Below are 24,569 nucleotides of genomic sequence, written 5' to 3'. Positions count from 1 at the left end.
CGTCGAGGGCGCCCTCGACGTCCTCCAGGTCGAAGCCCTCTTCCGCGGCGAGCTCCATGAACTCCGCGTACTCGGCGTCGCCAAGCTCTCCGTGCTCGTGCTCGGAGGGAAACTGGTCGTTCATGAAGTCCGTACCTCGTCGTTCATCGTGGTGATCGGTGGAGCGGCCGGCAGGTCCGCCGGCTGATCCACTACTCAGTGTCGCCCAGCGCCCGATCGGACGCCCGGCGTTTTTCCCGGGTTCGCCGCGTCACGGCCCACTGGTCATCCCGGTCGGCGTTCTTGACTGCCGGGGGTCCGGGGGTTGTCCCCCGGAAGGTCGGAGGAGCTGCGGCCGGTGAGCCGTCGGGCGTGCTCCAGGTGTGCGCCGAGCTGCTTCTGGATGCGCACGGTCGCCTCGTCGAGGGCCTTGCGCGTCCGGCGGCCGCTGCCGTCGCCCGCGTCGAACGGTTCGCCGAAGACGACGTCGACGCGGGAGCGCAGCGGAGGCAGCCCCTTGATCAACCGTCCGCGCCGCTCCGTGCTTCCCAGGACGGCCACCGGGACGATCGGCGCTCCGCTGCGGACGGCGAAGTAGGAGAGCCCGGCGCGCAGCGAGGCGAAGTCGCCCTCGCCCCGGGTGCCCTCCGGGAAGATGCCCAGCACACCGCCGTGCTCCAGGACGGCGAGCGCCTGGGTGATGGCGGTGCGGTCGGCGGTCGAGCGGTCCACCTTGACCTGCCCGATGCCGAGCAGGAAGGGGTCGAGGGGACCGATGAACGCCTCCTTCTTGATGAGGAAGTGCGTCGGTCGGGGCGCCACACCCATGACCATGGGTCCGTCGATGTTGTGGGAGTGGTTCACGGCGAGGATCACCGGGCCGGTCGTGGGGACCTTCCAGGCGCCCAGCACGCGCGGCTTCCACAGCCCGTACATCAGGCCGACGCCGATGCGCCGGCCGACCTCGGCGCCCCGTACCGAGGGAGCCTCGGTCGACGGGGTGCGGCCCGAGGGGGCGCGGTCCGAGGACGCCTCGCTCACTTCGCCGCCCGCTTCTCCTCGACGAGGGTGACGACGCACTCGATGACCTGCTGGAGGGTGAGGTCCGAGGTGTCCACCTCGACCGCGTCGTCCGCCTTGGCGAGGGGCGAGGTCTTGCGGCTGGAGTCGGCGGCGTCCCGCTTCAGGAGGGCCTCGCGGGTCGCCTGGACGTCGGTGCTCTTCAGCTCGCCGCTGCGGCGGGCCGCGCGGGCCTCCGGGGAGGCGGTGAGGAAGATCTTCAGATCGGCGTCCGGCAGCACGGTCGTGCCGATGTCGCGGCCCTCGACGACGATGCCGTTCTCGGCGTCGGCGGCGATGGAACGCTGGAGCTCGGTGATCCTCGCGCGGACATCGGGTACGGCGCTGACCGCGCTGACCTTGGAGGTGACGTCCTGGGTGCGGATCGAGGCGGCGACGTCCGTGCCGTCGACCGTGATGGTCGGCGCGGACGGGTCGGTGCCCGAGATGATCTCCGGCTTGCCGGCCACGGCGGCGATGGCCGACGGGTCGTCTATGTCGATGCCGTTGGTGACCATCCACCACGTGATCGCCCGGTACTGGGCGCCCGTGTCGAGGTAGCTCAGCCCGAGCTGTGCGGCCACGGCCTTCGAGGTGCTCGACTTGCCCGTGCCGGAGGGGCCGTCGATGGCAACGATCACTGTGGCGCGTTCCACTGGGGGGCACCTTTCCTGTTCCGAGGTGGCGGGGCGAGACGGAAGGCGCCCCGGACAAGGGTACTGGGTGCGCGTAGCCCGTCCGGCCCTGCCCGCGACGGCACCCCCGCCGCGGGCCGCCCGACGGACGGAGGGGCCGGTGTCACTGCCGCAGCGCCCACCCGCGCTCGCGCAGGGCGCTCGTCAGCACCGGCACCGCCTTCGGCTCGACCATCAGCTGGACCAGGCCGGCCTGCTGGCCGGTGGCGTGCTCGATGCGGACGTCCTCGATGTTGACGCCGGCCGCGCCGGCGTCGGCGAAGATCCGGGCGAGCTGACCGGGCTGGTCGTCGATGAGGACGGCCACGGTCTCGTAGACGCGTGGCGCGGAGCCGTGCTTGCCGGGGACGCGGACCTGGCCGGCGTTGCCGCGGCGCAGGACGTCCTCGATGCCGGTGGTGCCCTCGCGGCGCTTGGCCTCGTCGGAGGCCTGGAGGGCGCGCAGGGCCTGGACGGTCTCGTCGAGGTCGGCGGCGACGTCGGTGAGGAGGTCGGCGACGGGGCCGGGGTTGGCGGAGAGGATGTCGATCCACATGCGCGGGTCGGAGGCCGCGATACGGGTCACGTCCCGGATGCCCTGCCCGCACAGCCGTACGGCGGCCTCCTCGGCGTGCTCCAGGCGGGCGGCGACCAGGCTGGAGACCAGGTGCGGCATGTGCGAGACCAGGGCGACGGCCCGGTCGTGGGCGTCGGCGTCCATGACGACGGGCACGGCCCGGCAGTGCGAGACCAGCTCCAGGGCGAGGTTCAGGACCTCGGTGTCCGTGTCGCGGGTCGGGGTGAGCACCCAGGGCCGGCCCTCGAAGAGGTCGCCGGTGGCGGCCAGCGGGCCGGACTTCTCCCGGCCCGACATGGGGTGGGAGCCGATGTAGGCGGAGAGGTCCAGGCCCAGCGCCTCCAGTTCGCGCCGGGGGCCGCCCTTGACGGAGGCAACGTCGAGGTAGCCGCGGGCGAGGCCCCGGCGCATGGCGTCGGCGAGGGTCGCGGCCACGTGCGCGGGCGGGGCGGCGACGACCGCGAGGTCCACGGGCCCGGTGGGCTCCTCGTCGGTGCCGGCGCCGAGCGCGGCCGCCGTCCGGGCCTGCTCGGGGTCGTGGTCGGTGAGGTGGACGGTCACACCGCGCTGGGCGAGGGCGAGCGCGGCGGAGGTGCCGATGAGGCCGGTGCCGATGACGAGTGCGGTTCTCACTGGGCGATGTCCTTGCGGAGTGCGGCCGCGGCGCCCAGGTAGACGTGCGCGATCTCGGAGCGGGGCCGGTCGGACTCGATGTGCGCGAGGATCCGTACGACGCGGGGCATCGCGCCCTCGATGTCGAGTTCCTGCGCGCAGATCAGCGGTACGTCGACGATGCCGAGCTTGCGGGCGGCGGCGGCCGGGAAGTCGCTGTGCAGATCGGGCGTGGCCGTGAACCAGATGCTGATCAGGTCGTCCTGGGTGAGCCCGTTGCGTTCCAGGACGGCGGTGAGTAGTTCACCCACCCGCTCGTCCATGTGCGCCGCCTGGTCCTCGTCGAGTTGGACGGCGCCCCGGACCGCTCGTACCGCCACGGTTTGGCTCCTTACCTGCTGTGTGTCACGGCTCCTTGCCCGTCCAGCCTAGTGAGCCCGCCCTGACCGGGCGCGCGGCGCCCGCCTGCCGAGACACCTGCATGTGCCGCTGTTTATGGCACTCTGTCCTGAATTGCAGCTTCTGCGGTGTTCTTCGGAGTGACGACATGACGATGAGTACGACACGGCGCGCGGTACTGGCGACCGGCGCGGCGGGCACGGCGGCACTGCTCGCGGGCTGCGGCGGAGGCGGCGACAGCGGCTCCGACACGAACTCGACCCCGCAGGGCACCGGCGGCGGGGGCGAGGCGCTGGCGAGGACGGCCGACATCCCGGTCGGCGGCGGCAAGATCTTCAAGGACCAGAAGGTCGTCGTCACCCAACCCGAGGAGGGCGACTTCAAGGCGTTCTCGGCGGTCTGCACCCACCGCGCCTGCCTCGTGACCACGGTCGAGGACGGCACCATCAACTGCCCGTGCCACGGGAGCAAGTTCAGTGTCACCGACGGCGCGGTGGCGCACGGGCCCGCCCAGCGGCCGCTGCCCGCCGAGCAGATCACGGTCTCGGGAAATTCGATTCGGCTGGCCTGAGCCTGCCCCGTACGCTCCCGGCATGCAGCCCTCGCACGCCCACGCCCTGGTCCGCGACCACACCATCTACTCCTGTGTGATGGGTTCGCGCGCCTTCGGTCTCGCGACGGACGGCAGCGACACGGACCGGCGGGGTGTGTTCCTGGCGCCGACCGCCCTGTTCTGGCGCTTCGAGAAGCCGCCGACGCATGTGGAGGGGCCGGGCGAGGAGCAGTTCGGCTGGGAGCTGGAGCGCTTCTGCGAGCTGGCCCTGCGCGCCAACCCGAACATCCTGGAGTGCCTGCACTCCCCTCTCGTGGAACACCTCGACGACACGGGCCGCGAGCTGCTGTCGCTGCGCGAGGCGTTCCTGTCGCGTCAGGCCCACGAGACGTTCGCCCGGTACGCCCTCGGCCAGCGCAAGAAGCTGGAGGCGGACGTCCGCACGCACGGCGCGCCCCGCTGGAAGCACGCCATGCATCTGCTGCGCCTGCTGATGAGCTGCCGCGACCTGCTGCGCACGGGCACGCTCACCATCGACGTGGGTGACCAGCGCGAACCCCTGCTGGCGGTCAAGCGCGGCGAGGTGTCCTGGGACCGCGTCGAGGCATGGATGGCCCGGCTGGCCGCCGAGACCGAAGAGGCGGCGGCCCGCTCCCCGCTGCCGGCGGAGCCGGACCGGGACCGGGTCGAGGACTTCCTCTTCCGCACCCGGCACGCGTCAGCCCTTCGGGCCGTCGAGGCGGACCCGGATCACGAAGTCGTGCAGGGCGTCGTACGCGGCGGGGGTCTCCGGCAGCGCTGACAGGGCCTGCTCCTCGTCGAGCGTCTTCTGCAGCCGCTCCACGTCCTCGGCCACCCGGCCCTGGTCCACCTCCGCCTTGCCGTGCTCCTGTGCCGCCTTCGCGGCGACGAGGTCCGGCAGATACGCGGGGGCCTCCTCGACCAGCGGCAGCAGGCTCGGCAGATGGGCCTGCACCTCGCCGCTGCGCATGAGGTGGATGCCGGTGAGCAGCACCCGGAACGTGTAGAGCAGCGGCTTGAGTTCACCGGTCTTCTCGAACAACCGCCACTGGGTGATGGCGAAACCCCGGTAGTGGTGGGCGTGGTGCCGGGTGAGGACACCCGGCACGAGGGAGATCAGTTCGCGGTGCGCCTCCCCGGTGTGCACGACGAGCGGGGAGAGCAACTGCTCCAGCACATAGCCGTTGCGGCGCAGCATCAGCCGTACGAACTTGCGCAGGTCGTGGGTGACGAGGTCCATCTCGACGCCTTCCCGGTCCCACATCCTCGTCCGTGTCTCCTCGGGCTCCCGCAGCCCGACCAGGTCGGCGGCGGGCAGCAGATGCACACCCCGCAGGTCGACGTCGGAGTCACGGGACGGGAAGCCGTACAGGTGGGCTCCGGAGACGGTGGCGAACAGCAGGGGATCGGGCTGTTCGGCCTCCCCCAGGCTCTCCACCAGGTTCGAGCAGGGGGCACCCCCATCCGGGGCCAGGTCGATGTCGAGGGCGTCGGTCATCCCTCAAGCGTCCCAGAGCGCCCCCAGCGACACGAGGTCGCCCTGGTACTCGATCCGGTCGGCCCACTCCACGGGCCAGGCGGACGGGCCGTGGTGGGCACCCGCGAAGGCTCCGGTGAGGCAGGCGATGGAGTCCGAGTCGCCGGAGGTGCAGGCGGCGCGGCGCAACGCGGTGACGGGTTCGTCGACGAAGAGGAGGAAGCACAGCAGTCCGGTGGCGAGGGCCTCCTCGGCGATCCAGCCCTCCCCGGTGGCGAGGCAGGGGTCGGTCTCCGGGGACGGGGCGCGCAGGGCCTGCTGGACGCGGTCCAGGGCGTCGAGGCACTCGTCCCAGCCGCGGGCGATGTAGTGCTCGGGCGAGGGGTCCTGGCTGTACGTCCACAGGTCGCCGAGCCAACGCGCGTGGTAGTGGGAGCGGTTCTCGTACGCGTACGAGCGCAACTGTCCGACCAGGCCGAGCGGTTCGGCGCCCTGGGCGAGCAGGCGCACCGCGTGGGCGGTGAGGTCGGCGGCGGCGAGCGCGGTGGGGTGGCCGTGGGTGAGGGCGGCCTGCAACTGGGAGGCGCCGGCGCGCTGTTCGTCACTGAGCGGGCCGATGAGGCCGAGGGGCGCGACCCGCATGTTGGCGCCGCAGCCCTTGGAGTGGATCTGGCTGGCGAACTGCCAGGGGTGGCGCTCCCGTGCGAGGAGGTCGCAGGCGACCAGGCAGGTGTGGCCGGGGGCGCGGTTGTTCTCCGGGGAGCGGGACCAGTCGACGAACTCCTTGCGGACGGCCTTCTCCAGGGCCTCGGGGCCGAGCACCCCGCGGTCCATGGCGGCCCGCAGCCCGTGGCCGAGCGCCAGGGTCATCTGGGTGTCGTCCGTGACGATCGCGGGCCTCGGCAGCTCCATCTTCCGCCAGGGGCCGCACTTGGCGAGGATCGACGGTACGTCGTCGAACTCGGTGGGGAAGCCGAGTGCGTCCCCGAGAGCGAGGCCGAGCAGGGATCCGGTGGCGGCGCGCTTCGCGAGCAGCGTCATGGTCATCGGTGCCGTCCTTCCGTGGTGGGTCGCAGCAGGGGCGGGTGCAGGGCGGTGGCCCCACCCGCTCGGTACAGCGCGGCGGGCTTGCCGCGTCCGCCGGTCAGGCGGGCGGCGCCGGGCACCTGTTCGACGAAGCCCGGCGTGGCCAGCACCTTGCGCCGGAAGTTGGGCCGGTCGAGGGGAGTGCCCCACACGGTCTCGTAGACCTGCTGCAGTTCGCCGAGCGTGAACTCGGGGGGACAGAAGGCGGTGGCGAGACAGGTGTACTCGAGCTTGGCGCCGACGCGGTCGTGGGCGTCGGCGAGGATGCGGTCGTGGTCGAAGGCGAGCGGTCCGACGGCGTCGAAGCGCAGCCACTGGGCCTGGGCGGCGTCGCCACCGCCGTGCGGGACGGGCGGGTCGGGCAGCAGGGCGGCGAACGCGACGGTGACGACCCGCATCCGGGGGTCCCTGCCGGGCTCGCTGTAGGTCCGCAGCTGCTCCAGGTGGAGCCCGGAGCCGTCCGTGACACCGGTCTCCTCGGCGAGCTCCCGCCAGGCGGCCTCCTCGGCGGACTCGTCCGGCAGCACGAACCCGCCGGGCAGCGCCCAGCGGCCGGCATAGGGCTCCTGGCCGCGCTCGACGAGCAGCACCTGGAGGGTGCCCGCGCGGAGGGTGAGGACGGCGAGGTCGACGGTGACGGCGAAGGGCTCGAAGGCGTATTTGTCGTAACCCTCGGGTGAGGTCATGCCCGTCGCCCCCTTTATGGTCACTCTGACTAATAGTCATCCCGACTATAAATGGGCGGGGGTGGGCGCACAACCCTTCGCGGGGAAAGGAACTCCAAGAGCGGGGCCGGAAACGGCAAAGGGCCGCCCCCGGGCACAAACCCGGGACCGGCCCGCCGCTGAACTCCGAAAGACCTAGAGGTCGACCTCCCCCATCAGCATCCCGACCTCGGTGTTCGACAGGCGGCGCAGCCAGCCCGACTTCTGGTCGCCGAGGGTGATCGGCCCGAAGGCGGTGCGGACCAGCTTGTCAACGGGGAAGCCGGCCTCGGCCAGCATCCGGCGCACGATGTGCTTGCGCCCCTCGTGGAGGGTGACCTCGACGAGGTAGTTCTTGCCGGTCTGCTCGACGACCCGGAAGTGGTCCGCGCGCGCGTACCCGTCCTCCAGCTGGATGCCGTCCTTGAGCCGCTTGCCCAGATCACGCGGGATCGGGCCGACGATGTGCGCGACGTAGGTCTTCTTCACGCCGTATTTGGGGTGCGTCAGCCGGTGCGCCAGCTCACCGTGGTTGGTGAGCAGGATGACACCCTCGGTCTCGGTGTCGAGGCGGCCCACGTGGAACAGCCGGGTCTCCCGGTTGGTCACATAGTCACCGAGGCACTGCCGGCCCTCCGGGTCCTCCATGGTCGACACGACCCCGGCGGGCTTGTTCAGGGAGAAGAACTGGTACGACTGGGTCGCCACGGTCAGGCCGTCGACCTTGACCTCGTCCTTCTCCGGGTCGACCCGCCGGCCCTGCTCGGTGACGATCTCGCCGTTCACCTCGACGCGGGCCTGCTCGATCAGTTCCTCGCAGGCGCGCCGGGAGCCGTAGCCGGCGCGGGCGAGCACCTTCTGGAGCCGCTCGCCCTCCTGCTCGGCGCCCGGGAAGGTCTTGGGCAGCTTGATGTCCTTCTTGCCCGCGTACCTCTCCCGGTTGCGCTCCTCGGCACGCGCGTCGTACTCGCGCGAGGTCGCCGGGGCCGAACGGCCGCGCCCGCGAGGCTGCTGCGCCTGCTTGGGGCCGCCCTTGGCGCCGCCGCGCGCGGAGGCGCCCCGCCCGGACTTCGGGCCGTCCTGCGTCCCGCCGGGGCCCACGTCGTAGCGGCGCTCCTCGGGGCGGGGCTTGCGGGGACGGCCCTGGCCGCCCTGCTTCTGGTCCCTGTTGTTGCCGGCACCGCGGTGGTTACCGCGCCCGCCGCTCTTGCCGCTACCGCTGCTTCGCATCAAAGTTCCGTCGTCGTCGTGTCAGTCATGGCCGACGTGGGTCCGTCGTCCGCGTCCGGAGCATCCGGATCGAACGACGGTACGGCTTCCTGGGTCTCGGCCTCGATCGCCTCGGCCTCCGGGAGGAAGGGCGCCAGTTCCGGTAGCTCGTCCAGGCCGCGCAGGCCCATCCGCTCCAGGAAGTAGTTCGTCGTCCTGTACAGGATCGCACCTGATTCGGGTTCCGTGCCCGCCTCCTCCACCAACCCGCGCTGAAGCAGGGTCCGCATGACCCCGTCACAGTTGACCCCGCGCACCGCGGAGACGCGGCTGCGGCTGACCGGCTGGCGGTAGGCGACCACGGCCAGCGTCTCCAGCGCGGCCTGGGTGAGCCGGGCCTGCTGCCCGTCCAGCACGAACCGTTCCACGGCGGCCGCGTACGCGGGGCGGGTGTAGAACCGCCAGCCCCCGGCGATCAGCCGCAGCTCGAAGCCGCGCCCCTGCGCGGTGTAGTCGTCGGCCAGTTCCCGCAGCGCCTTGGCGATCTGCCGCTTCGGCCGCTCCAGGATCTTGCTCAGGTGCTCCTCCGTCGCGGGCTCGTCCACGACCATGAGGACGGCCTCCAGGGCGGGCTTGAGGTCGAGGTCGGCGACGGTACGCGGCCCGCCGGACACCACGGTCGCCTCGGTCGTCTCCTCGCTCACGCCTTCTCCTCCTTGGGGCGCTCGGGCGGCCGGTCGAACTCGTCCGTGACCACGGGCTCCGCGCCGCCGTCCCCGCCCGTCCAGCGGACGACCAGGTCACCGAGGGCGGTCTCCTGGTCCAGGGCCACGGCCTTCTCCCGGTACAGCTCCAGCAGCGCCAGGAACCGGGCCACGACGGTGAGGGTGTCGTCGGTGTCCTCGACGAGCACGCGGAAGCTCGCCTCCCCCAGCTCCCGCAGCCGCGCGACGACGATCCCGGCCTGCTCCTGCACGCTCACCAGCGGCGCGTGGATGTGGTCGACGTACACCTGCGGCCTGGGCTTGGGCTGCATGGCCTTCACGGCCAGCCTGGCGAATCCTTCCGGCCCGATGCTGATGACCACCTCGGGCAGCAGCTCCGCGTGCTGCGGCTCCAGGCCGACGGTACGGGGGTAGCGCCGGGCCTCCTCCTCCAGCCGCCCGTTGAAGATCTCCGCGATCCGCTTGTACGCCCGGTACTGCAGCAGACGGGCGAACAGCAGGTCCCGGGCTTCGAGGAGCGCGAGGTCGCCCTCGTCCTCCACCTCGGCGGCGGGCAGTAGCCGGGCCGCCTTCAGATCGAGCAGCGTCGCGGCGACGACGAGGAACTCGGTCGTCTCGTCGAGGTCCCAGTCCGGTCCCATACCGCGGATGTGCGCCATGAACTCGTCGGTGACCTTGGACAGCGCGACCTCGGTGACATCCAGCTTGTGCTTCGAGATCAACTGCAACAGCAGATCGAACGGGCCCTCGAAGTTGGCCAGGCGAACCTTGAAGACCCCGCCGTCATCCCCGTCCGAGGGACCCGGGTCCGGCCCCTCGACGCCACCGGCCGGCGCAGGGATCCCGTCGTCCCGCGACACCGCCTCACCCAGTGGTCCGGCCTCACCGGTCGGCATCCGCGACGCGTCGATCTCCGACGCCGCCCGAGGGCGGGGCTCCACGTCGGTCGGTCGGCCGACACCGGCCCGCTCGACGGTCTGAGGCGCCGCGACAGCCCGGCTGCCGGTCTCGTCCGTCGCCGCCCGCTGCTCCGCGGCGACCGGGGCGTCCTCGGCGCCGACCCCGGCGGGGGCCACGGACTGCGTCTCCCGCGAGGCTTCGGCTTGGGCACGCCCGGTGGCGGAGGGCTCCTCTGCCGACGGCCCACTCGCGTCCTCCGGCTCGACCGGCGAAGCCACCGGCCCTCTCCCCAGCGCACGCCGACGACCGGCGGGACCGCCGGGGGGCGCCGCCGACGACGAGGGGTCATACGAGGTCATAGCCCCCGCAGGCTACCTCTACCGCCCCCGCAGCCGTCGTACGAGGATGCTCGCGTCCCCGCGGGACTCCAGATCCGCCAGCACCACGGCGACGGCCTCCCGGACGATCCGTCCGCGGTCGACGGCCAGCCCGTGCTCCCCGCGCAGCACGAGCCGCGCGTGTTCGAGATCCATCAGCTCCTCGGCGGAGACGTACACGGTGATCTTCTCGTCGTGCCGCTCACGCCCACTGGGCCGGCGCCCGGCGGCCCGCCCGCGCTTGCGCGGCGCGGCCCCGGCGGCCGCGCCCGGCGCGGCAGAACCTTCCTGCGGCTTCGGCTGGCGCCCGGCGGCGGCCCGCTCGGCCCCCGCGGCGGCGGACCGGCTGCGCGGCTGCTCGTCGGACTCGGCGTCCGCGGCCACATGCTCGGACCCCTCGCCGTCCCCGCCCTGCACGGGCACCGACGGCGGCGCGTCCTCCACGGCGGCGCCGACGTCGCTCTCCCCGGCGGGAGCGGGCACACGGGCTTCTCCGTTGGCCCCCCGCCGGGGAGTGGACGGCTGAAGCGCCATTCCCCCTGTCGTACGGAAGAGTTCGTCGGCCCCCGGCAGACTCACTCGGCGTGACACCGGGCGAGCACCTCCCTGGCGAGCTGGCGGTAGGCGGCGGCACCGACGGAGTTGGAGGCGTACGTGGTGATCGGCTCACCGGCGACCGTGGTCTCCGGGAAGCGGACCGTGCGCCCGATGACCGTGTGGTAGACGTGGTCGTCGAACGCCTCGACGACCCGCGCGAGCACCTCACGGCTGTGCACCGTGCGGGAGTCGTACATCGTGGCGAGGATGCCGTCGAGCTCCAGCTCGGGGTTGAGCCGCTCCTGGACCTTCTCGATGGTCTCCGTCAGCAGCGCGACACCGCGCAGCGCGAAGAACTCGCACTCCAGCGGCACGATCACCTTGTGCGCGGCCGTCAGAGCGTTCACGGTGAGCAGGCCGAGCGAGGGCTGGCAGTCGATGACGATGTAGTCGTAGTCGGCCATCAGCGGCTTCAGCGCCCGCTGGAGCGTGGACTCGCGCGCGACCTCGGAGACGAGCTGGACCTCGGCCGCCGAGAGGTCGATGTTGCTCGGCAGCAGGTCCATGTTCGGGACCGCGGTCTTCAGCAGGACCTCGTCGGCCGACATGCCCCGCTCCATGAGCAGGTTGTAGACCGTGAGGTCGAGCTCCATCGGATTCACCCCGAGGCCGACCGAGAGGGCGCCCTGCGGGTCGAAGTCGACGAGGAGGACCCGGCGTCCGTACTCCGCGAGCGCGGCACCCAGGTTGATGGTCGACGTGGTCTTGCCGACGCCGCCCTTCTGGTTGCACATCGCGATGATCTTCGCGGGGCCGTGGTCGGTCAGCGGGCCCGGGATCGGGAAGTACGGCAGCGGGCGCCCGGTCGGGCCGATGCGCTCACGGCGCTGACGGGCCGCGTCGGGCGCGAGCGTCGCCGCGTACTCCGGATCGGGCTCGTACTCGGCGTCGGGGTCGTAGAAGTGCCCGTCGGGCAGCTCGTCGTAGTCGGCGAAGTGGTTGTGGACCCCGCCACTTCCGTCGCCGGCCATGGCGTTCACGTGTTGGCCATCCATGCTCTGGTGTGCTGGCTGAGTCACCCCTGAGGACTGGTGACCCTGGTGGGCTACGAAGGTGCGGACTGCGACGGAGCCGACAGCCGCGAACCCCGTGGGTCCCGAGACCCGCGCAGGCATTCCTGGTTGACCACCCCCGGGAGTAAATGTCGACTCATTCACAAGTCGTCTTACCTCCTTGGTGACCAGGAAACTTCTAGATAGGTCAGCGTGGCACCATGCCGACGGTTGGCGACTCTATGGCGTGTCGGCGGTCCGCAGCAACACAATCCGCCGGACCCGGCCCGATGTGTCGGCAATGAAACATGCGACTGTCAAGGGCGTAGGGCCGTCGCACGGCAGGTTTCACCGGTGCGTGAAACATCCGAAGGGTTACGTTCGAGGCGAGTTGCGCGAGTGTCGCAAAGTGACCATACACACATCCGGCCGGACCTTGTCGGGCAAGATCCGGCCGGGAAACCGCTGTTGACGACCTGTGTTGACGTATCGCCTTTTACGGAAAGGTGACTCAAAGCAGCCCGTCGACGATCCTTCGATCAGCCGAGGAGCGAGGCCAGTTCGGTGTGCTCCAGTCCGTGCGCCTCCGCGACCTCGCGGTAAACGACCGCCCCCTCATGGGTGTTGAGGCCCTTGGCCAGCGCGGGGTCACGGCGCAGCGCCTCGGCCCAGCCATGGTCGGCGAGTTCCACGATGTACGGCAGCGTGGCGTTGGTCAGCGCGTAGGTGGAGGTGTTGGGCACCGCGCCGGGCATGTTGGCGACGCAGTAGAAGACCGACTCGTGGACCCGGAAGGTCGGTTCGGCGTGCGTGGTGGGCCGCGAGTCCTCGAAGCAGCCGCCCTGGTCGATCGCGATGTCGACAAGGACACTTCCGGGCTTCATCCGCGACACCAGCTCGTTGGTGACCAGCTTCGGCGCCTTGGCGCCCGGGATGAGGACGGCGCCGATGACGAGGTCGGCCTCCAGGCACGCCTTCTCCAGTTCGAAGGCGTTGGAGACGACGGTCTGGATCTTCGTGCCGAAGATCTTGTCGGCTTCCTTGAGCTTGTTGATGTCCTTGTCGAGCAGGGTCACGTGGAAGCCCATGCCGATGGCGATCTGCGCGGCGTTCCAGCCGGAGACACCGCCGCCGATCACCACGGCCCGCCCGGCGAGCACGCCCGGCACACCGCCGGGGAGCACACCGCGGCCGCCGTTGGCCCGCATCAGGTGGTAGGCGCCGACCTGGGGGGCGAGGCGGCCCGCGACCTCGGACATCGGCGCGAGCAGCGGCAGCGCGCGGTTCGGCAGCTCGACGGTCTCGTAGGCGATCGCGGTGGTGCCCGACTCGACGAGCGCGTCGGTGCATTCCTTGGACGCGGCCAGGTGCAGATAGGTGAAGAGGGTCTGGTCCTTGCGGAGGCGGTGGTACTCCTCGGCGATGGGCTCCTTGACCTTGAGCAGCAGGTCGGCGGTGGCCCACACCTCGTCGGCCGTGGCCAGGATCCGGGCGCCGGCGGCGACGTACTCGGCGTCCGGGATCGACGAACCGACACCGGCGCCCTCTTCGACGACGACCTGGTGGCCGTGGCGCACCAGCTCGTGCACACCGGCCGGGGTGATCGCCACTCGGAACTCGTTGTTCTTGACCTCGCGGGGGATGCCGACCTTCACGTCGATCACGGTCCTTGGATCGGAGGGGTGTGGGGCACGCACACACAATCGGTACATGCCCGCACGATGCAGGACATACCCGTACGCATCGGAGCGCACCGGGAGACACCGCAGGAGAACCGGCGGCGCAGCCAGTCTAATGAAGGCATCCCCGCTGTCTAGCCTTTCAATGCATCAATCTTTCGCGGATGCACTACGGATTTCGTAGGCGTTAGGGCCGTGTTCCGGCTCCGTCTCGCCGGTGCCGCCGGTTTCGGGTGGCGTGTTCTCGTCGTCGAGCAGCCGCTCGGCGACCGTCCGGTGCAGCCGGGCCGCCGCCGGGTCGCCGAGCCTTTCCAGGGTGTCGGCGAGGCGGATCTGGAGCGCGGCCTGCAAGCGGACGTCCTCGGCGCGCCGCGCCCACTCCACCGCCTCCTGGCAGGTGGACAGCGCCTCCTCGGGGCGCCCGGCGTACTCCTGGACGCGGGCCATCTCGCTCAACGCCCTGGCCTGGGCGCCCACATCGCCGAGCCTGCGGTGGCCGGTGAGGGCCGAGCTCCAGTTGCGCAGCGCCTCGCCGTAGCGGCCCGCGTAGGTGTACGCGGTGGCGATACGGCCGTACAGCCGGGCGGCGTCCTCGCGCTCGTCCCGGGCGAGCCGCTGGGCGAGCGCCCGGCCGTACCAGTCGGCGGCCCGTTCGTAGTCCTCCAGCTCCTGGTGGGCGCCGCCTACGGATTCCATCGCGCGGCCGGTCGCGTAGGGGTCGTTCGCCTGCCGTCCGGCGTCGAGGGCGGCCCGGTAGCGGGCCAGCGCAGCCTTCGTCCGGCCGGTGCGGGCGTCCAGGTCCCCCAGGTTCAGCAGGGCCGCCGCCTTCTCGCGGGGCAGGTCCCGGCGCTCGGCGACATCGAGGACGAGCCGGTGGACGCCGTACAGGTCGGCGGCCACGGCCTGGGTGCCGAAGTGCGCCACCAGCGCCCGGACGAGCTGGGACATCAGCCGTCGGGCGAGGGTGTCCAGCTGGCCGTCGGCGACGGCGAGCCGGGCGGCGGCGAGCAGCGCGGGCCGGCGTACCCGCAGCCACTCCTCGGCGGCCCGGGGGCTGGGAAACCGCAGCGCCTTGGGCATCTCCAGGAGCTTCTCGCGGGCGAGCGGGCTGTCGGTCTCGGTGATGGCCCGGCAGGACTGGAGCAGCCGTACCGTCCGCTCCAGCATCCGCGCCCGGGCCAGTTGGAGCTCGCCCGGCTTCTCCTGGCTCTCGGCGGCGGCGCGCAGCAGCGGCTGGAGGCAGCCGGGGACCTCGTACTGGGGCATCGCCGAGTCGGCCCGGTGCAGGAACCCCAGGGCCACGAGGTCGTCCAGCACGGTGCGGGCCGCGCCGACGGAGCAGCCGGCGAGCCCGGAGGCGATGTGCGGGTCGACCAGGCCGGCCGGGGCGAGGGAGAGCAGGCGCAGTATCCGGGCGGCGGTGCCCGGCAGCGCCGCGTACGAGAGCCGGAAGACCCTGGCGAGGACCGGGCCCTCGTCGTCCTCGGCGCGCAGTTGTTTGGCCAGGTCGGAGACGGCGACGGTGGGCCGGGCGGCGAGCCATCCCCCGGCGAGCCGCAGCGCGGCGGGCTGGGCGGCGCACACCTCGGCGAGGATCTCGGCGGAGCGCGGGTCGACGGTGACGCGCACCGAGCCGGTGAAGCGTTCCAGCAGGGCCACCGCAGACTTGGTGTCCAGTCCGCCCAGGGTGCACGGACGGACGTCGGAGATGCCCGTCAGCGGCCCCCCGGAGACCGCGACGACCAGGGAATCGGGAGTGTCCGGCAGCAGCGCGTCGACCTGCTCGGCGTCGACCGCGTCGTCCAGCAGCAGCACCACCCGGCGGTCGGCCAGCGCCTCCCGGAGCGCCTCGCTGAGGTCGTCCTCGTCGGCCCCCGCGGGGACCGGGAGACCGAGTCCGCCGAGCAGATGACCGGCGGCCCGCTCGACCGGGACACGGGTACCGTCCGGCTCGGCGAGACGGGCCCTCAGCACACCGTCGGGGTAACCGTGGGCGATCTGCCGGACGAGTTCCACGGCGAGCGCCGTGCGGCCGAAGCCGGGCCGGCCGGCGATGAGCAGCACGCGCGCGTGCGGTGCCTTGCGGCCGGCGAGGGTGTTGAGCCCGGCGCGGTCGATGTCGGCCCGCAGCTCCTTCAACTCCCGTGTCCTGCCGAGGAACTGACTGTCCGTGGGGGCGGCCTCGACAGCCGGGGGCCGCCCTGTTCCGGACGCCGGGGCTCCCCCGGTGTCCACCGCCTGATCCGCCACGGGCCACACTCCCGTCCCACCGCACGAGCCAGCCCGCCGGGACTCCGGTTCGGGCGTTTCCCGAGCCTAGTTCACGCTCTGCGACGATCTCGGCGGAGCGGGGCGGACAGATCCCTCGATCGGATCAGAAGATCGTACGACTGGCGCTGTCGAGGGGACGCCCCTACGACTCGAAGGGGCGCGCGGGCCACGGCGCCTCGGCCGGACGCAGCGCGTCCACCCCGTCGCCGCTGCGCGCCGCCACCAGCGACAGCGCGCCCACCACCAGGCAGTTGTTGTGCAGCTCCCCGGCGAGGACACCCCGGACCAGCTCGTCGAGGGGCACCCGGGCCAACTCCATGTCGGCCTCCTCGTCCTCCACCTCGAAGCGCCGCCCGTCGGCCTCGGAGAGGTCGCGGGCGAGGAAGATGCGGACGGCCTCGTCGCAGCCGCCGGGGGTGGTGTAGACGTCGGTCAGCACCCGCCAGTCCTCCGCCTTGACGTGCGCCTCCTCGTACAGCTCGCGCTGGGCGGCGTGCAGCGGGTTCTCGCCCGGCACGTCCAGCAGGCCCGCCGGGATCTCCCACAGCTTCTGGCGCACGGGGTGGCGGTACTGGCGGAGCACCAGCACGCGGTCCTGGTCGTCGAGGGCGAGAACGGCGACGGAACCGGGGTGGACCTGGTAGTCCCGCCGGACCACCGAGCCATCGGGCATGACCACGTCGTCGGTGCGCACGGAGGTCTTGTTGCCGGTGAACGGCGTCTCGCTCGCCCGGACCTCCCACTCCTCGGCGGTGTCCTTGATCGTCATGTCGACTCGTCCTCCCACACGTGCCATGAAACCGGGGCGCACCTCCCGAAAGAGACGCACCCCGGTCACCGTACAACTCCTGCGTCGCGCAACTGGCCGTCACCAGGCGCGACTTGCTGTCACTTTCCTGCGGTCTTCCGCTCCACGGCGGCCTTGACCAGACCCGCGAAGAGCGGGTGCGGGCGGGTCGGACGGGAGCGCAGCTCGGGGTGCGCCTGCGTCGCGACCAGGTAGGGGTGGACCTCGCGCGGGTACTCGACGTACTCGACGAGCTTGCCGTCGGGCGAGGTGCCGGTGAACTGCAGGCCGGCCTTCTTCTCCAGTTCCGCGCGGTAGGCGTTGTTCACCTCGTAGCGGTGGCGGTGGCGCTCCTCGACGTACTCCTTGCCGTCGTACACCTCGCGCACGATCGAGCCCTCGGCGAGCTTGGCCGGGTACATGCCCAGGCGCATCGTGCCGCCCATGTCGCCCTCACCGGCGACGATGTCCAGCTGCTCGGCCATCGTGGAGATCACCGGGTGGGCGGTGGCGGAGTCGAACTCGGTGGAGTTGGCGTCGGGGATGTCGGCGAGGTTGCGCGCGGCCTCGATCACGATGCACTGCAGACCGAGGCAGAGGCCCAGCAGCGGGATCTTGTTCTCGCGGGCGTACTGGATGGCGCCGACCTTGCCGGAGACACCGCGGTCGCCGAAGCCGCCGGGGATGCAGATGGCGTCGACGTCGGCGAGCTGCGCCGCGGCGCCGGCCGGGGTCTTGCAGTCGTCCGACGTGACCCACTTGATCTTCACCCGGGCCTTGTTGGCGAAGCCGCCCGCGCGCAGCGCCTCGGTGACCGAGAGGTAGGCGTCGGGCAGGTCGATGTACTTGCCGACGAGCGCCAGGTTGATCTCGTGCTGCGGGTTGTGGACGCGGTCGAGCAGGTCGTCCCAGGTCGTCCAGTCCACGTCGCGGAACGGCAGGTCCAGCTTCCGGACGACATAGGCGTCGAGGCCCTCGCCGTGCACGGTCTTCGGGATGTCGTAGATCGAGCGGGCGTCGGGGCAGGCGACGACGGCGGCCTCGTCGACGTCACACATGAGGGAGATCTTCCGCTTGATCGCGGCGGGCACCTCGCGGTCGCAGCGCAGCACGATCGCATCCGGCTGGATACCGATGTTGCGCAGCGCCGCGACCGAGTGCTGCGTCGGCTTCGTCTTCAGCTCCCCGGAGGGGCCGATGTACGGCAGGAGCGAGATGTGGACGACGAAGACGTTGTCACGGCCGACCTCGTGGCGTACCTGGCGGACGGTCTCCAGGAACGGCAGCGACTCGATGTCGCCGACCGTGCCGCCGACCTCCGTGATGACGACGTCGACCTCGTCGGACGCCATGCGCCGGATGCGGTGCTTGATCTCGTTGGTGATGTGCGGGATGACCTGCACGGTGTCGCCCAGGTACTCGCCGCGCCGCTCCTTGGCGATGACGGTGTTGTAGACCTGCCCTGTAGTGACATTGGCAGAGCCGTCCAAGTCACGGTCTAGGAAGCGCTCGTAGTGTCCGATGTCGAGGTCGGTCTCGGCACCGTCGTTGGTGACGAACACCTCACCGTGCTGGAAGGGGTTCATCGTGCCGGGGTCGACGTTCAAGTACGGGTCGAGCTTCTGCATCACCACGCGCAGGCCGCGGGCCTTGAGCAGCATGCCGAGGCTGGAGGCGGTCAGACCCTTGCCGAGCGAGGAGGCGACACCCCCGGTGACGAAGATGTGCTTGGTCGTCGTGGTGCTGTTTCGGAAAGCAGCGGGCGGCATGGCCAAGAGGGGGCTCCCGTGGTCGCGGTTCTGGGTGCGGGTCGGCTGCCGCCCGAGCGGGTCGTCGGGGGGTGCCGTCGCTGCGGTTCGGGGGTCCCTTGCGAGTCGGGGCGCCCACCGGTCCACGGGCTACCAGGGTATCAGCGACCGGCCACGATCGCTTCCGGCCACGCTCCGCGCACGGGCCGCCACGGACTTCGTACGACAGTCGGCGAATACCGGCCGCGGGTCACCCCTGGCTCACTCGTTCGGCCCACTCGCGTTGCCTGGAGCGGCGCGCGCAGCCCCCCGGTGCGTCGTATCCTCTTCGGACACTCGCTGCCGAGCCCGGCCGGGGAACGGCACCACCCCCGCCCGTCTCCGGAAACATGCGAGCTCGTCAGTTCGTTGAGCAACGATGGCCTCATATGCGTTGAGGATCGTTGAGCGACATCGCATGACACCGCCCCTTGGATCACTCTGGAAGCATCGATCCTTTGTCGATCCCTCGGGTCCCTTGACCGCACACCGCACAGCGACCGCCCCTCGGGGGGCGACGTGGCCGTTCGACTGGAGTTGCACGTGGCCGGGCGCATCGAAGACTACGCACTCATCGGAGACATGCAGACCGCTGCCCTGGTCTGCCGGGACGGGACGGTCGACTGGCTGTGCCTGCCCCGCTTCGATTCCCATGCCGTCTTCGCGGGCCTTCTCGGCACCGAGGAGCACGGTTTCTGGCGCCTGGGCCCCGCCCACGCGGCCGACGCCGAGCCGCCGACGGCGTCCCGCCGCCGGTACCGCGGCGACTCGCTGATCCTGGAATCCGAGTGGGACACCCCGCGCGGCACGGTCCGTGTGACCGACTTCATGCCGCCCCGTGACGGCGCCCCCCAGCTGATCCGGATCGTCGAGGGCGTCAGCGGCCGGGTCCCCATGCGCTCGGCGCTACGGATGCGCTTCTCGTACGGCCGGGTCGTGCCCTGGGTGCACAAGCACGAGGGGCGCACGGTGGCCGTCGCCGGCCCGGACTCCGTGTGGTTCGACACCGAGTGCGAGACCTACGGCAAGGCGCTGACGACCTACTCCGACTTCACGGTGACCCCGGGCGACCGCATCGCCTTCACCATCTCCTGGCAGCCTTCTCACAAGGAGCCGCCGCCACTGCCCGAGCCCGAGCCGTCGCTCCAGGCCACGGAGGAGTTCTGGCGGGAGTGGGTGGAGCACTGCACGTACCACGGCCCGTACCGGGAGGCGGTGGTCCGCTCGCTGATCACGCTGAAGGCCCTGACGTACGCCCCGACCGGTGGCATCGTCGCCGCGCCGACGACCTCCCTCCCGGAGCACATCGGCGGCGTCCGCAACTGGGACTACCGCTACACCTGGCTGCGCGACGCGGCGATCACCCTCTCCTCGCTGCTGCGCACCGGGTACCGGGACGAGGCCCGCGCCTGGCGCGAGTGGCTGCTGCGGGCGGTCGCCGGCGACCCGGAGAACCTGCAGATCATGTACGGCATCGCCGGTGAGCGGGAGCTGGGCGAGGCGGAGCTGGAGTGGCTCCCCGGCTACGAGAACTCCGCGCCCGTCCGGGTCGGCAACGGCGCCGCGCACCAGCTCCAGCTGGATGTGTACGGCGAGGTCACCGAGGCCCTGCACCTGGCCCACATGACGGGTCTGGCCCGCAACGACTACGCCTCGCTGCTCCAGCTGAAGCTGATCCGCTACCTGGAGGACCACTGGGACGAGCCCGACGAGGGCATCTGGGAGGTGCGCGGGCCGCGCCGCCACTTCGTGCACTCCAAGGTCATGGCCTGGGTCGCGGTGGACCGCACGATCAAGCTCATCGAGTCCGGTGACGCGGACGGCCCGCTGGAGAAGTGGCGCGAGCTGCGCGACGACATCCACCGGGACGTGTGCGAGAAGGGCTACGACAAGGAGCGCAACACCTTCACGCAGTCGTACGGCTCGAAGGAGCTGGACGCGTCGCTGCTGCTGATCCCGCAGATGGGCTTCCTGCCGCCGGACGACAAGCGCGTCATCGGCACCATCGAGGCGATCCAGCGGGAGCTGTCGACCCCGGACGGCTTCATCCTGCGCTACCCGACCGCCGGTGAGGACGAGGGCGTGGACGGGCTGCCGGGCGACGAGGGCGCGTTCCTCGCCTGTTCGTTCTGGATGGCGGACGACCTGGCGATGATCGGCCGGGTCGACGAGGCCCGCAAGCTGTTCGAGAAGCTGCTGTCCCTCCGCAACGACCTGGGCCTCCTGGCCGAGGAGTGGGACCCGGAGCTGAAGCGCCAGGTCGGCAACTTCCCCCAGGCGTTCAGCCATGTCCCCCTCATCGACACGGCCCTCCGTCTGACCGCCTCGGGGGCGTACGGCGGCTGACGCACGCCCCCCGATCCGTCGCGCACGGCGGCGGATCGGCGCACGACCAGGCGCACACTGCAAGCGCTTGCGCCTGGTTCGGGGGGCTCGCGTCCACCCGTGGGCGCCCCCGCGTTCGAACAGGACCGATCCGCCGTCCCCGCCTAGCCTGGAAGAAGTCCTGTCTCCTGGCTGAAAGGGGCCGGTCATGGCTCCCCTTTCCAAGGCCCACACGGCGCTGACCGAACTCCGCGAGGATCTGACCGGCGAGGTACTCGCCCCCGGGGACCCCGGGTACGACGACGCCCGGACGGTGTTCAACGGGATGATCGACCGACGTCCGGCGGTGATCGCCCAATGCGAGAACCCGACCGATGTCGTACGGGCCGTGCGCTTCGGCCGTGACCTCGACCTCAACATCGCGGTGCGCGGCGGCGGCCACAGCGTGGCCGGATCGGCCCTCAACGACAACGGCCTGGTCATCGACCTGCGCCGGATGCACTCCGTCTCGGTCGACCCCGCCGCGCGCAGCGTGCGGGTCGAGGGCGGCGCCACCATGAGCCACCTCGACCGCGCCACCGAGCCGTACGGTCTCGCCACCACCGGCGGCCGGGCCTCGACCACCGGCGTCGGCGGCTTCGTCCTCGGCGGCGGCAGCGGCTGGCTCGAACGGGCCTTCGGTCTCGCCGTCGACAACCTCCTCGGCGTGGAGCTGGTGACCGCCGACGGCCGCGCGGTCCACGCGACCGCCGAGGAGAACCCGGAGCTGTTCTGGGCCCTGCACGGCGGCGGCGGCAACTTCGGCGTCGCCACCGCACTCACCCTGCGTCTGCACGAACTGCCCGCCTTCGCGATCGCCCTGCTGCTGTACGAACCGGAGCACGGCCAGGAGGCCGTCCGCGTCTACCGCGAGGTCCTCGAGAACGGTCCGCGCGAGGCCGGCGGGGGTGTCCTGTACTTCACCGGCCCGCCCGAGGAGTTCGTCCCCGAGCACATGGTGGGCAGGCTCGTGTGCGGGATGCTCCTCACCTATGCCGGCACCGAGGACGACATGCGCAAGATCGCCCAGCCGCTGCTGGCGCTGCCGCACGAGGCCGAGGTGGTCGGCGCGATGCCGTACGCGGACGTGCAGTGCATGATCGACGATCCGCCGGGCCTGCGGAACTACTGGTCGGCGGAGTACCTGACCGGTCTGCCGGACGAGGTGGTCGACGTCTTCTGCGCCGAGGCCCGGTCGATGCCCGTGCCGACCAACTCGCAGCACATCCTCTTCCCGTACGGCGGCGCGGTCGCCGACGGCCCCGCCGAGTACCCGGTGCCGTACCGGGACGCGCCGTGGGCCGTGCACCCCTTCGGCGTCTGGGAGGATCCGGCGGACGACGAGCGGGCCATCCAGTGGGTACGGGACGTCCGCGAGCACGTCCGGCCGTGGAGCACCGGCGCGGTCTATCTGAACTTCATCGGCGACGAGGGCGAGGGCCGGGTCCTGGCGGGCCTGGGCGCCGACAACGCCCGGCGGCTGATGGCGGTGAAGGCCGACTACGACCCCGACAACGTGTTCCGCTTCAACCACAACATCCCGCCGCGCGACCCGAAGGGCCGGCCCGCCGCCCACTGAGCGCGCCTCCACGTGAGCGCTTCCACGGGCCGCTGAGCGCTCCCCCGCCGGGCGCTCCAGCGAGCGGCTCCCGGCGCGAAGATGCCCGGTCGGCCCGCGCGCGGGTACCGTCCGGTCCATGGACACCCGTGACAGCCGCGTACCCGCCGACGGTCGTGAGGCACAGGGCGGTATCACCGTGCGGCGGGCGCTGGAGCTGCCCGGCCTGCGCGGCGGGCTGCCGGAGATCCTGGCCGGCGCCGACCGGCTGGAGCGGACCGTGCGCTGGGTGCACGCGGGCGAGGTCCCCAACATCGCCTCGCTCCTCAAGGGCGGCGAGCTGCTGCTGACCACTGGCTACGGGCTCGGTACGCGCCCCGCCGACCAGCGGGCGTTCGTACGGACCCTGGCCGCGCGCGGTATCGCGGCGCTCGTCGTCGAGCTGGGCACGCGGTTCACGCGCCTCCCCCCGGCCCTGGTGGAGACCGCCCGCTCGGCAGGTCTCCCGCTGGTTCAGCTGCACCGCGAGGTGGCGTTCGTGACGGTCACCGAGGAGATCCACACCGAGATCGTCAACGGCCACTACGCGCTCCTCCAGCAGGCCGAGGAGGTCCACCGGCGCTGCACCGAGGCGCTGCTCGGCGGCGGTGGGGTGCCCCAGGTCCTCGGCATCCTGGCCGACTTCAGCGGCAACCCGGTCTTCCTGGAGACCGCCGACGGCCAACTCCTGTACGCCGCCGGGGCCGGGCCCGCCGACACCGATCCGCTCCAGGTGTGGGAGGGGCTGCGGGACCGGCACCAGGACGAGCCGCCGGCCGGGACGACCATCGTCGACGTACCGGGCGGCGGACCGGGCACGGGCTCGGTACGGGCCCGGCTGGTCCTCCTCCCCGTGGTCGCTCCCCTGGCCCCGGTGCACCGGATGGCCGCCGAGCGTGCGGCCGGCGTCCTCGCCGTCGTCCTGATGCAGGCCCGCCAGGAGGAGGAGCTGGCGGCACGCGGACGCGGCGACTTCCTCACCGATCTCGCCGAAGGCCGTATCGAGGCGGAGGACGCCCCGGCCCAGGCCCGTGTGCTGGGCTTCCGACCGGGCGCCGGGCCCCTGCTGCCGGTGGTGATGCGGCTCGCCGACGGCCTGTCGCCGGGCGGTGGCTGGGCGGTGCTGGCCCGCGCGGTCGGCGAGGAGCTGACCCTGGTGGGTGTCCCCGTCCTGCTGGGGGTACGACCGGTCGAGGGCCGCGTCCCCCTGCTGGTGGGGCTGCGTGAGGAGACGGAGCGTCCGGCGGTGGCGGACAAGGTCGCGGCGGCGCTGCGGGCGGGCGTGGAGCGGGCCGGGTTGCAGCGGCCGGGCGGGCGGCCGCCCGTGGTGGTCGTCGGGACGCCCGGTGGCTGGGAGGCCGCCTCGGCGGGGCTCAGACACGCGGCGGAGACGGCGACGGCCGCGCAGGGGCTCGCCGACCGCCCCTGGTACNNCGACCACCCCGACCTGGCCGCCTTCGTGGACCGCGCGCTCGGCCCCCTCCTCGACCACGACAGCCGCTCCCGGCCGCCCTTGCTGCCCACCCTCCAGACGTACCTGGCCCACGCGGGCCGCAAGGCGGAGACCGCCCGCGAGCTGCACCTGAACCGGCAGACCCTCTACAACCGCCTCGCCCGCATCGGCGAGTTGCTCGGCACGGACCTGGACGACCCGCAGACGGTCCTGGCGCTGAGTCTGGCGCTCAGGGCCCGCAGACACGTGCCGTAGGAGGCGACCTCAAGGAGCGCGGGATGGCGTCACATGAGGGGCCGGAGGTCGGTCAACTCGTCGTAGACGCTGAGCACCTGGGCCACCGTCTCGTCCTCGGTCGGCCAGGTCGCCGCCTGTCGGGTGCCCCGGTCGCGCAGTTCGTCCTGGAGCGCGGGGTCCTTCAGCAGGCGCGCCACGGTCTCGGCGAACGCCCCGGCGTCCCCGAACGGGACGAGCGCGGCGGCGTCGCCCACGAGTTCGGGCACCGATCCGGCGGAGGCCGCGACGAGCGGTACGCGCGCGTGGAGCGCTTCCTGGGCGAGGACCGAGCGCGCCTCGGGTCCGCCGGGCAGCAGCGCCAGGTCGGCGGCCGCGACCAGCTCGCCGATGTCGTCGCGCCGCCCGATCAGCCGTACGGGCAGTTCCTCGTCCTCGATGCGCCGCTGAAGGGCG

General features: G+C 71.8%; 22 protein-coding genes and 1 pseudogene. 6 read left to right on the top strand and 17 right to left on the bottom strand.

Annotation, left to right across the window (positions count from 1 at the left end; translation table 11 throughout):
* Window positions 1-264: 264 nt before the first annotated feature.
* From AOK15_RS08495 to aroH, 4 genes are all read right to left on the bottom strand, one after another.
* Window positions 265-1,059, bottom strand: a complete 795-nt coding sequence (locus tag AOK15_RS08495) for a lysophospholipid acyltransferase family protein (protein ID WP_055514421.1) — start codon at window positions 1,057-1,059, stop codon at window positions 265-267.
* On the bottom strand, window positions 1,017-1,694 hold the full coding sequence (gene cmk, locus AOK15_RS08490; RefSeq protein ID WP_055514419.1) for a (d)CMP kinase: 678 nt from the start codon (window positions 1,692-1,694) through the stop codon (window positions 1,017-1,019). The genes AOK15_RS08495 and cmk overlap by 43 nt, the downstream gene beginning before the upstream one ends.
* Before the next feature lie 142 nt (window positions 1,695-1,836).
* Window positions 1,837-2,922: a prephenate dehydrogenase gene (locus tag AOK15_RS08485; protein WP_055514417.1), complete on the bottom strand. Its 1,086-nt coding sequence runs from the start codon at window positions 2,920-2,922 to the stop codon at window positions 1,837-1,839.
* On the bottom strand, window positions 2,919-3,281 hold the full coding sequence (gene aroH, locus AOK15_RS08480) for a chorismate mutase (protein ID WP_055514415.1): 363 nt from the start codon (window positions 3,279-3,281) through the stop codon (window positions 2,919-2,921). The genes AOK15_RS08485 and aroH overlap by 4 nt, the downstream gene beginning before the upstream one ends.
* Window positions 3,282-3,448: 167 nt before the next feature.
* On the opposite strand from aroH, the gene AOK15_RS08475 reads away from it, so the two are divergent.
* Window positions 3,449-3,871, top strand: coding sequence for a Rieske (2Fe-2S) protein (locus AOK15_RS08475; protein WP_055514413.1), 423 nt, complete (start codon window positions 3,449-3,451; stop codon window positions 3,869-3,871).
* Window positions 3,872-3,893: 22 nt separating this feature from the next.
* Window positions 3,894-4,655, top strand: coding sequence for a nucleotidyltransferase domain-containing protein (locus tag AOK15_RS08470; protein ID WP_055514411.1), 762 nt, complete (start codon window positions 3,894-3,896; stop codon window positions 4,653-4,655).
* On the opposite strand, the gene AOK15_RS08465 is transcribed toward AOK15_RS08470, so the two are convergent.
* The 12 genes from AOK15_RS08465 to AOK15_RS08410 all read right to left on the bottom strand — a co-directional run bounded on the left by AOK15_RS08465 (window position 4,572) and on the right by AOK15_RS08410 (window position 18,447).
* The gene (locus tag AOK15_RS08465) at window positions 4,572-5,372 is read right to left on the bottom strand and encodes a nucleotidyltransferase domain-containing protein (RefSeq protein ID WP_055514409.1); all 801 of its coding nucleotides are present in this window, start codon (window positions 5,370-5,372) and stop codon (window positions 4,572-4,574) included. The genes AOK15_RS08470 and AOK15_RS08465 overlap by 84 nt on opposite strands.
* Window positions 5,373-5,375: 3 nt before the next feature.
* Complete coding sequence (locus AOK15_RS08460; protein WP_055514407.1) at window positions 5,376-6,398, bottom strand: ADP-ribosylglycohydrolase family protein; 1,023 nt, start codon at window positions 6,396-6,398, stop codon at window positions 5,376-5,378.
* Window positions 6,395-7,123, bottom strand: a complete 729-nt coding sequence (locus AOK15_RS08455) for an NUDIX hydrolase (RefSeq protein WP_055514405.1) — start codon at window positions 7,121-7,123, stop codon at window positions 6,395-6,397. The genes AOK15_RS08460 and AOK15_RS08455 overlap by 4 nt, the downstream gene beginning before the upstream one ends.
* Window positions 7,124-7,297: 174 nt before the next feature.
* On the bottom strand, window positions 7,298-8,371 hold the full coding sequence (locus AOK15_RS08450; RefSeq protein WP_055514403.1) for a pseudouridine synthase: 1,074 nt from the start codon (window positions 8,369-8,371) through the stop codon (window positions 7,298-7,300).
* Window positions 8,371-9,054: an SMC-Scp complex subunit ScpB gene (scpB, locus tag AOK15_RS08445; protein WP_055514401.1), complete on the bottom strand. Its 684-nt coding sequence runs from the start codon at window positions 9,052-9,054 to the stop codon at window positions 8,371-8,373. The genes AOK15_RS08450 and scpB overlap by 1 nt, the downstream gene beginning before the upstream one ends.
* Window positions 9,051-10,334, bottom strand: a complete 1,284-nt coding sequence (locus AOK15_RS08440) for a segregation and condensation protein A (RefSeq protein ID WP_079058369.1) — start codon at window positions 10,332-10,334, stop codon at window positions 9,051-9,053. Before AOK15_RS08440 ends, scpB begins: the two co-directional genes overlap by 4 nt.
* Before the next feature lie 18 nt (window positions 10,335-10,352).
* A complete protein-coding gene (locus AOK15_RS08435) occupies window positions 10,353-10,943 on the bottom strand; it encodes a hypothetical protein (RefSeq protein WP_079058368.1) in 591 nt (196 codons plus the stop codon).
* Entirely contained in the window at window positions 10,928-12,064 is a 1,137-nt protein-coding gene (locus tag AOK15_RS08430) for a ParA family protein (protein ID WP_079058367.1), read from the bottom strand. Before AOK15_RS08430 ends, AOK15_RS08435 begins: the two co-directional genes overlap by 16 nt.
* Before the next feature lie 416 nt (window positions 12,065-12,480).
* Window positions 12,481-13,605 (bottom strand): alanine dehydrogenase, encoded by a 1,125-nt coding sequence (gene ald / locus AOK15_RS08425; RefSeq protein ID WP_055514395.1) that lies wholly within the window; start codon window positions 13,603-13,605, stop codon window positions 12,481-12,483.
* 165 nt (window positions 13,606-13,770) lie between these two features.
* Window positions 13,771-15,870: a tetratricopeptide repeat protein gene (locus AOK15_RS08420; RefSeq protein WP_055514393.1), complete on the bottom strand. Its 2,100-nt coding sequence runs from the start codon at window positions 15,868-15,870 to the stop codon at window positions 13,771-13,773.
* 163 nt (window positions 15,871-16,033) lie between these two features.
* On the bottom strand, window positions 16,034-16,660 hold the full coding sequence (locus AOK15_RS08415; protein WP_055514391.1) for an NUDIX domain-containing protein: 627 nt from the start codon (window positions 16,658-16,660) through the stop codon (window positions 16,034-16,036).
* Window positions 16,661-16,779: 119 nt separating this feature from the next.
* Entirely contained in the window at window positions 16,780-18,447 is a 1,668-nt protein-coding gene (locus tag AOK15_RS08410; protein WP_055514389.1) for a CTP synthase, read from the bottom strand.
* 561 nt (window positions 18,448-19,008) lie between these two features.
* Here AOK15_RS08410 and AOK15_RS08405 point away from each other — a divergent pair.
* The 4 genes and pseudogenes from AOK15_RS08405 to AOK15_RS46590 form a co-directional block, all read left to right on the top strand.
* Window positions 19,009-20,811, top strand: a complete 1,803-nt coding sequence (locus AOK15_RS08405) for a glycoside hydrolase family 15 protein (protein ID WP_055514387.1) — start codon at window positions 19,009-19,011, stop codon at window positions 20,809-20,811.
* 187 nt (window positions 20,812-20,998) lie between these two features.
* Complete coding sequence (locus AOK15_RS08400; protein ID WP_055514385.1) at window positions 20,999-22,408, top strand: FAD-binding oxidoreductase; 1,410 nt, start codon at window positions 20,999-21,001, stop codon at window positions 22,406-22,408.
* Window positions 22,409-22,526: 118 nt separating this feature from the next.
* A pseudogene (locus AOK15_RS08395) lies at window positions 22,527-23,858 on the top strand (PucR family transcriptional regulator ligand-binding domain-containing protein); the annotation flags it as partial.
* A 2-nt stretch (window positions 23,859-23,860) separates the two neighbouring features.
* The coding region (locus AOK15_RS46590) for a PucR family transcriptional regulator (RefSeq protein WP_240508349.1) at window positions 23,861-24,134 on the top strand (274 nt) is incomplete at its 5' end.
* Window positions 24,135-24,163: 29 nt separating this feature from the next.
* On the opposite strand, the gene AOK15_RS08390 is transcribed toward AOK15_RS46590, so the two are convergent.
* Window positions 24,164-24,569 (bottom strand): glycosyltransferase (locus AOK15_RS08390; protein ID WP_157870192.1); only part of this gene is annotated, 406 nt, incomplete at its 5' end.

The organism is Streptomyces ossamyceticus (genome assembly GCF_001418475.1).
GTDB lineage: Bacteria > Actinomycetota > Actinomycetes > Streptomycetales > Streptomycetaceae > Streptomyces > Streptomyces ossamyceticus.
This window is presented reverse-complemented; position numbering and strand designations above follow the sequence as displayed.

Excerpts from the sequence above, each read along its gene's own strand:
- AOK15_RS08475 (WP_055514413.1), top strand. The coding sequence starts at position 3,449 with ATGACGATGAGTACGACACGGCGCGCGGTACTGGCGACCGGCGCGGCG.
- AOK15_RS08470 (WP_055514411.1), top strand. The coding sequence starts at position 3,894 with ATGCAGCCCTCGCACGCCCACGCCCTGGTCCGCGACCACACCATCTAC.
- AOK15_RS08465 (WP_055514409.1), bottom strand. The coding sequence starts at position 5,372 with ATGACCGACGCCCTCGACATCGACCTGGCCCCGGATGGGGGTGCCCCC.
- AOK15_RS08460 (WP_055514407.1), bottom strand. The coding sequence starts at position 6,398 with ATGACCATGACGCTGCTCGCGAAGCGCGCCGCCACCGGATCCCTGCTC.
- AOK15_RS08455 (WP_055514405.1), bottom strand. The coding sequence starts at position 7,123 with ATGACCTCACCCGAGGGTTACGACAAATACGCCTTCGAGCCCTTCGCC.
- AOK15_RS08450 (WP_055514403.1), bottom strand. The coding sequence starts at position 8,371 with ATGCGAAGCAGCGGTAGCGGCAAGAGCGGCGGGCGCGGTAACCACCGC.
- AOK15_RS08440 (WP_079058369.1), bottom strand. The coding sequence starts at position 10,334 with ATGACCTCGTATGACCCCTCGTCGTCGGCGGCGCCCCCCGGCGGTCCC.
- AOK15_RS08430 (WP_079058367.1), bottom strand. The coding sequence starts at position 12,064 with ATGCCTGCGCGGGTCTCGGGACCCACGGGGTTCGCGGCTGTCGGCTCC.
- AOK15_RS08415 (WP_055514391.1), bottom strand. The coding sequence starts at position 16,660 with ATGACGATCAAGGACACCGCCGAGGAGTGGGAGGTCCGGGCGAGCGAG.
- AOK15_RS08410 (WP_055514389.1), bottom strand. The coding sequence starts at position 18,447 with ATGCCGCCCGCTGCTTTCCGAAACAGCACCACGACGACCAAGCACATC.
- AOK15_RS08400 (WP_055514385.1), top strand. The coding sequence starts at position 20,999 with ATGGCTCCCCTTTCCAAGGCCCACACGGCGCTGACCGAACTCCGCGAG.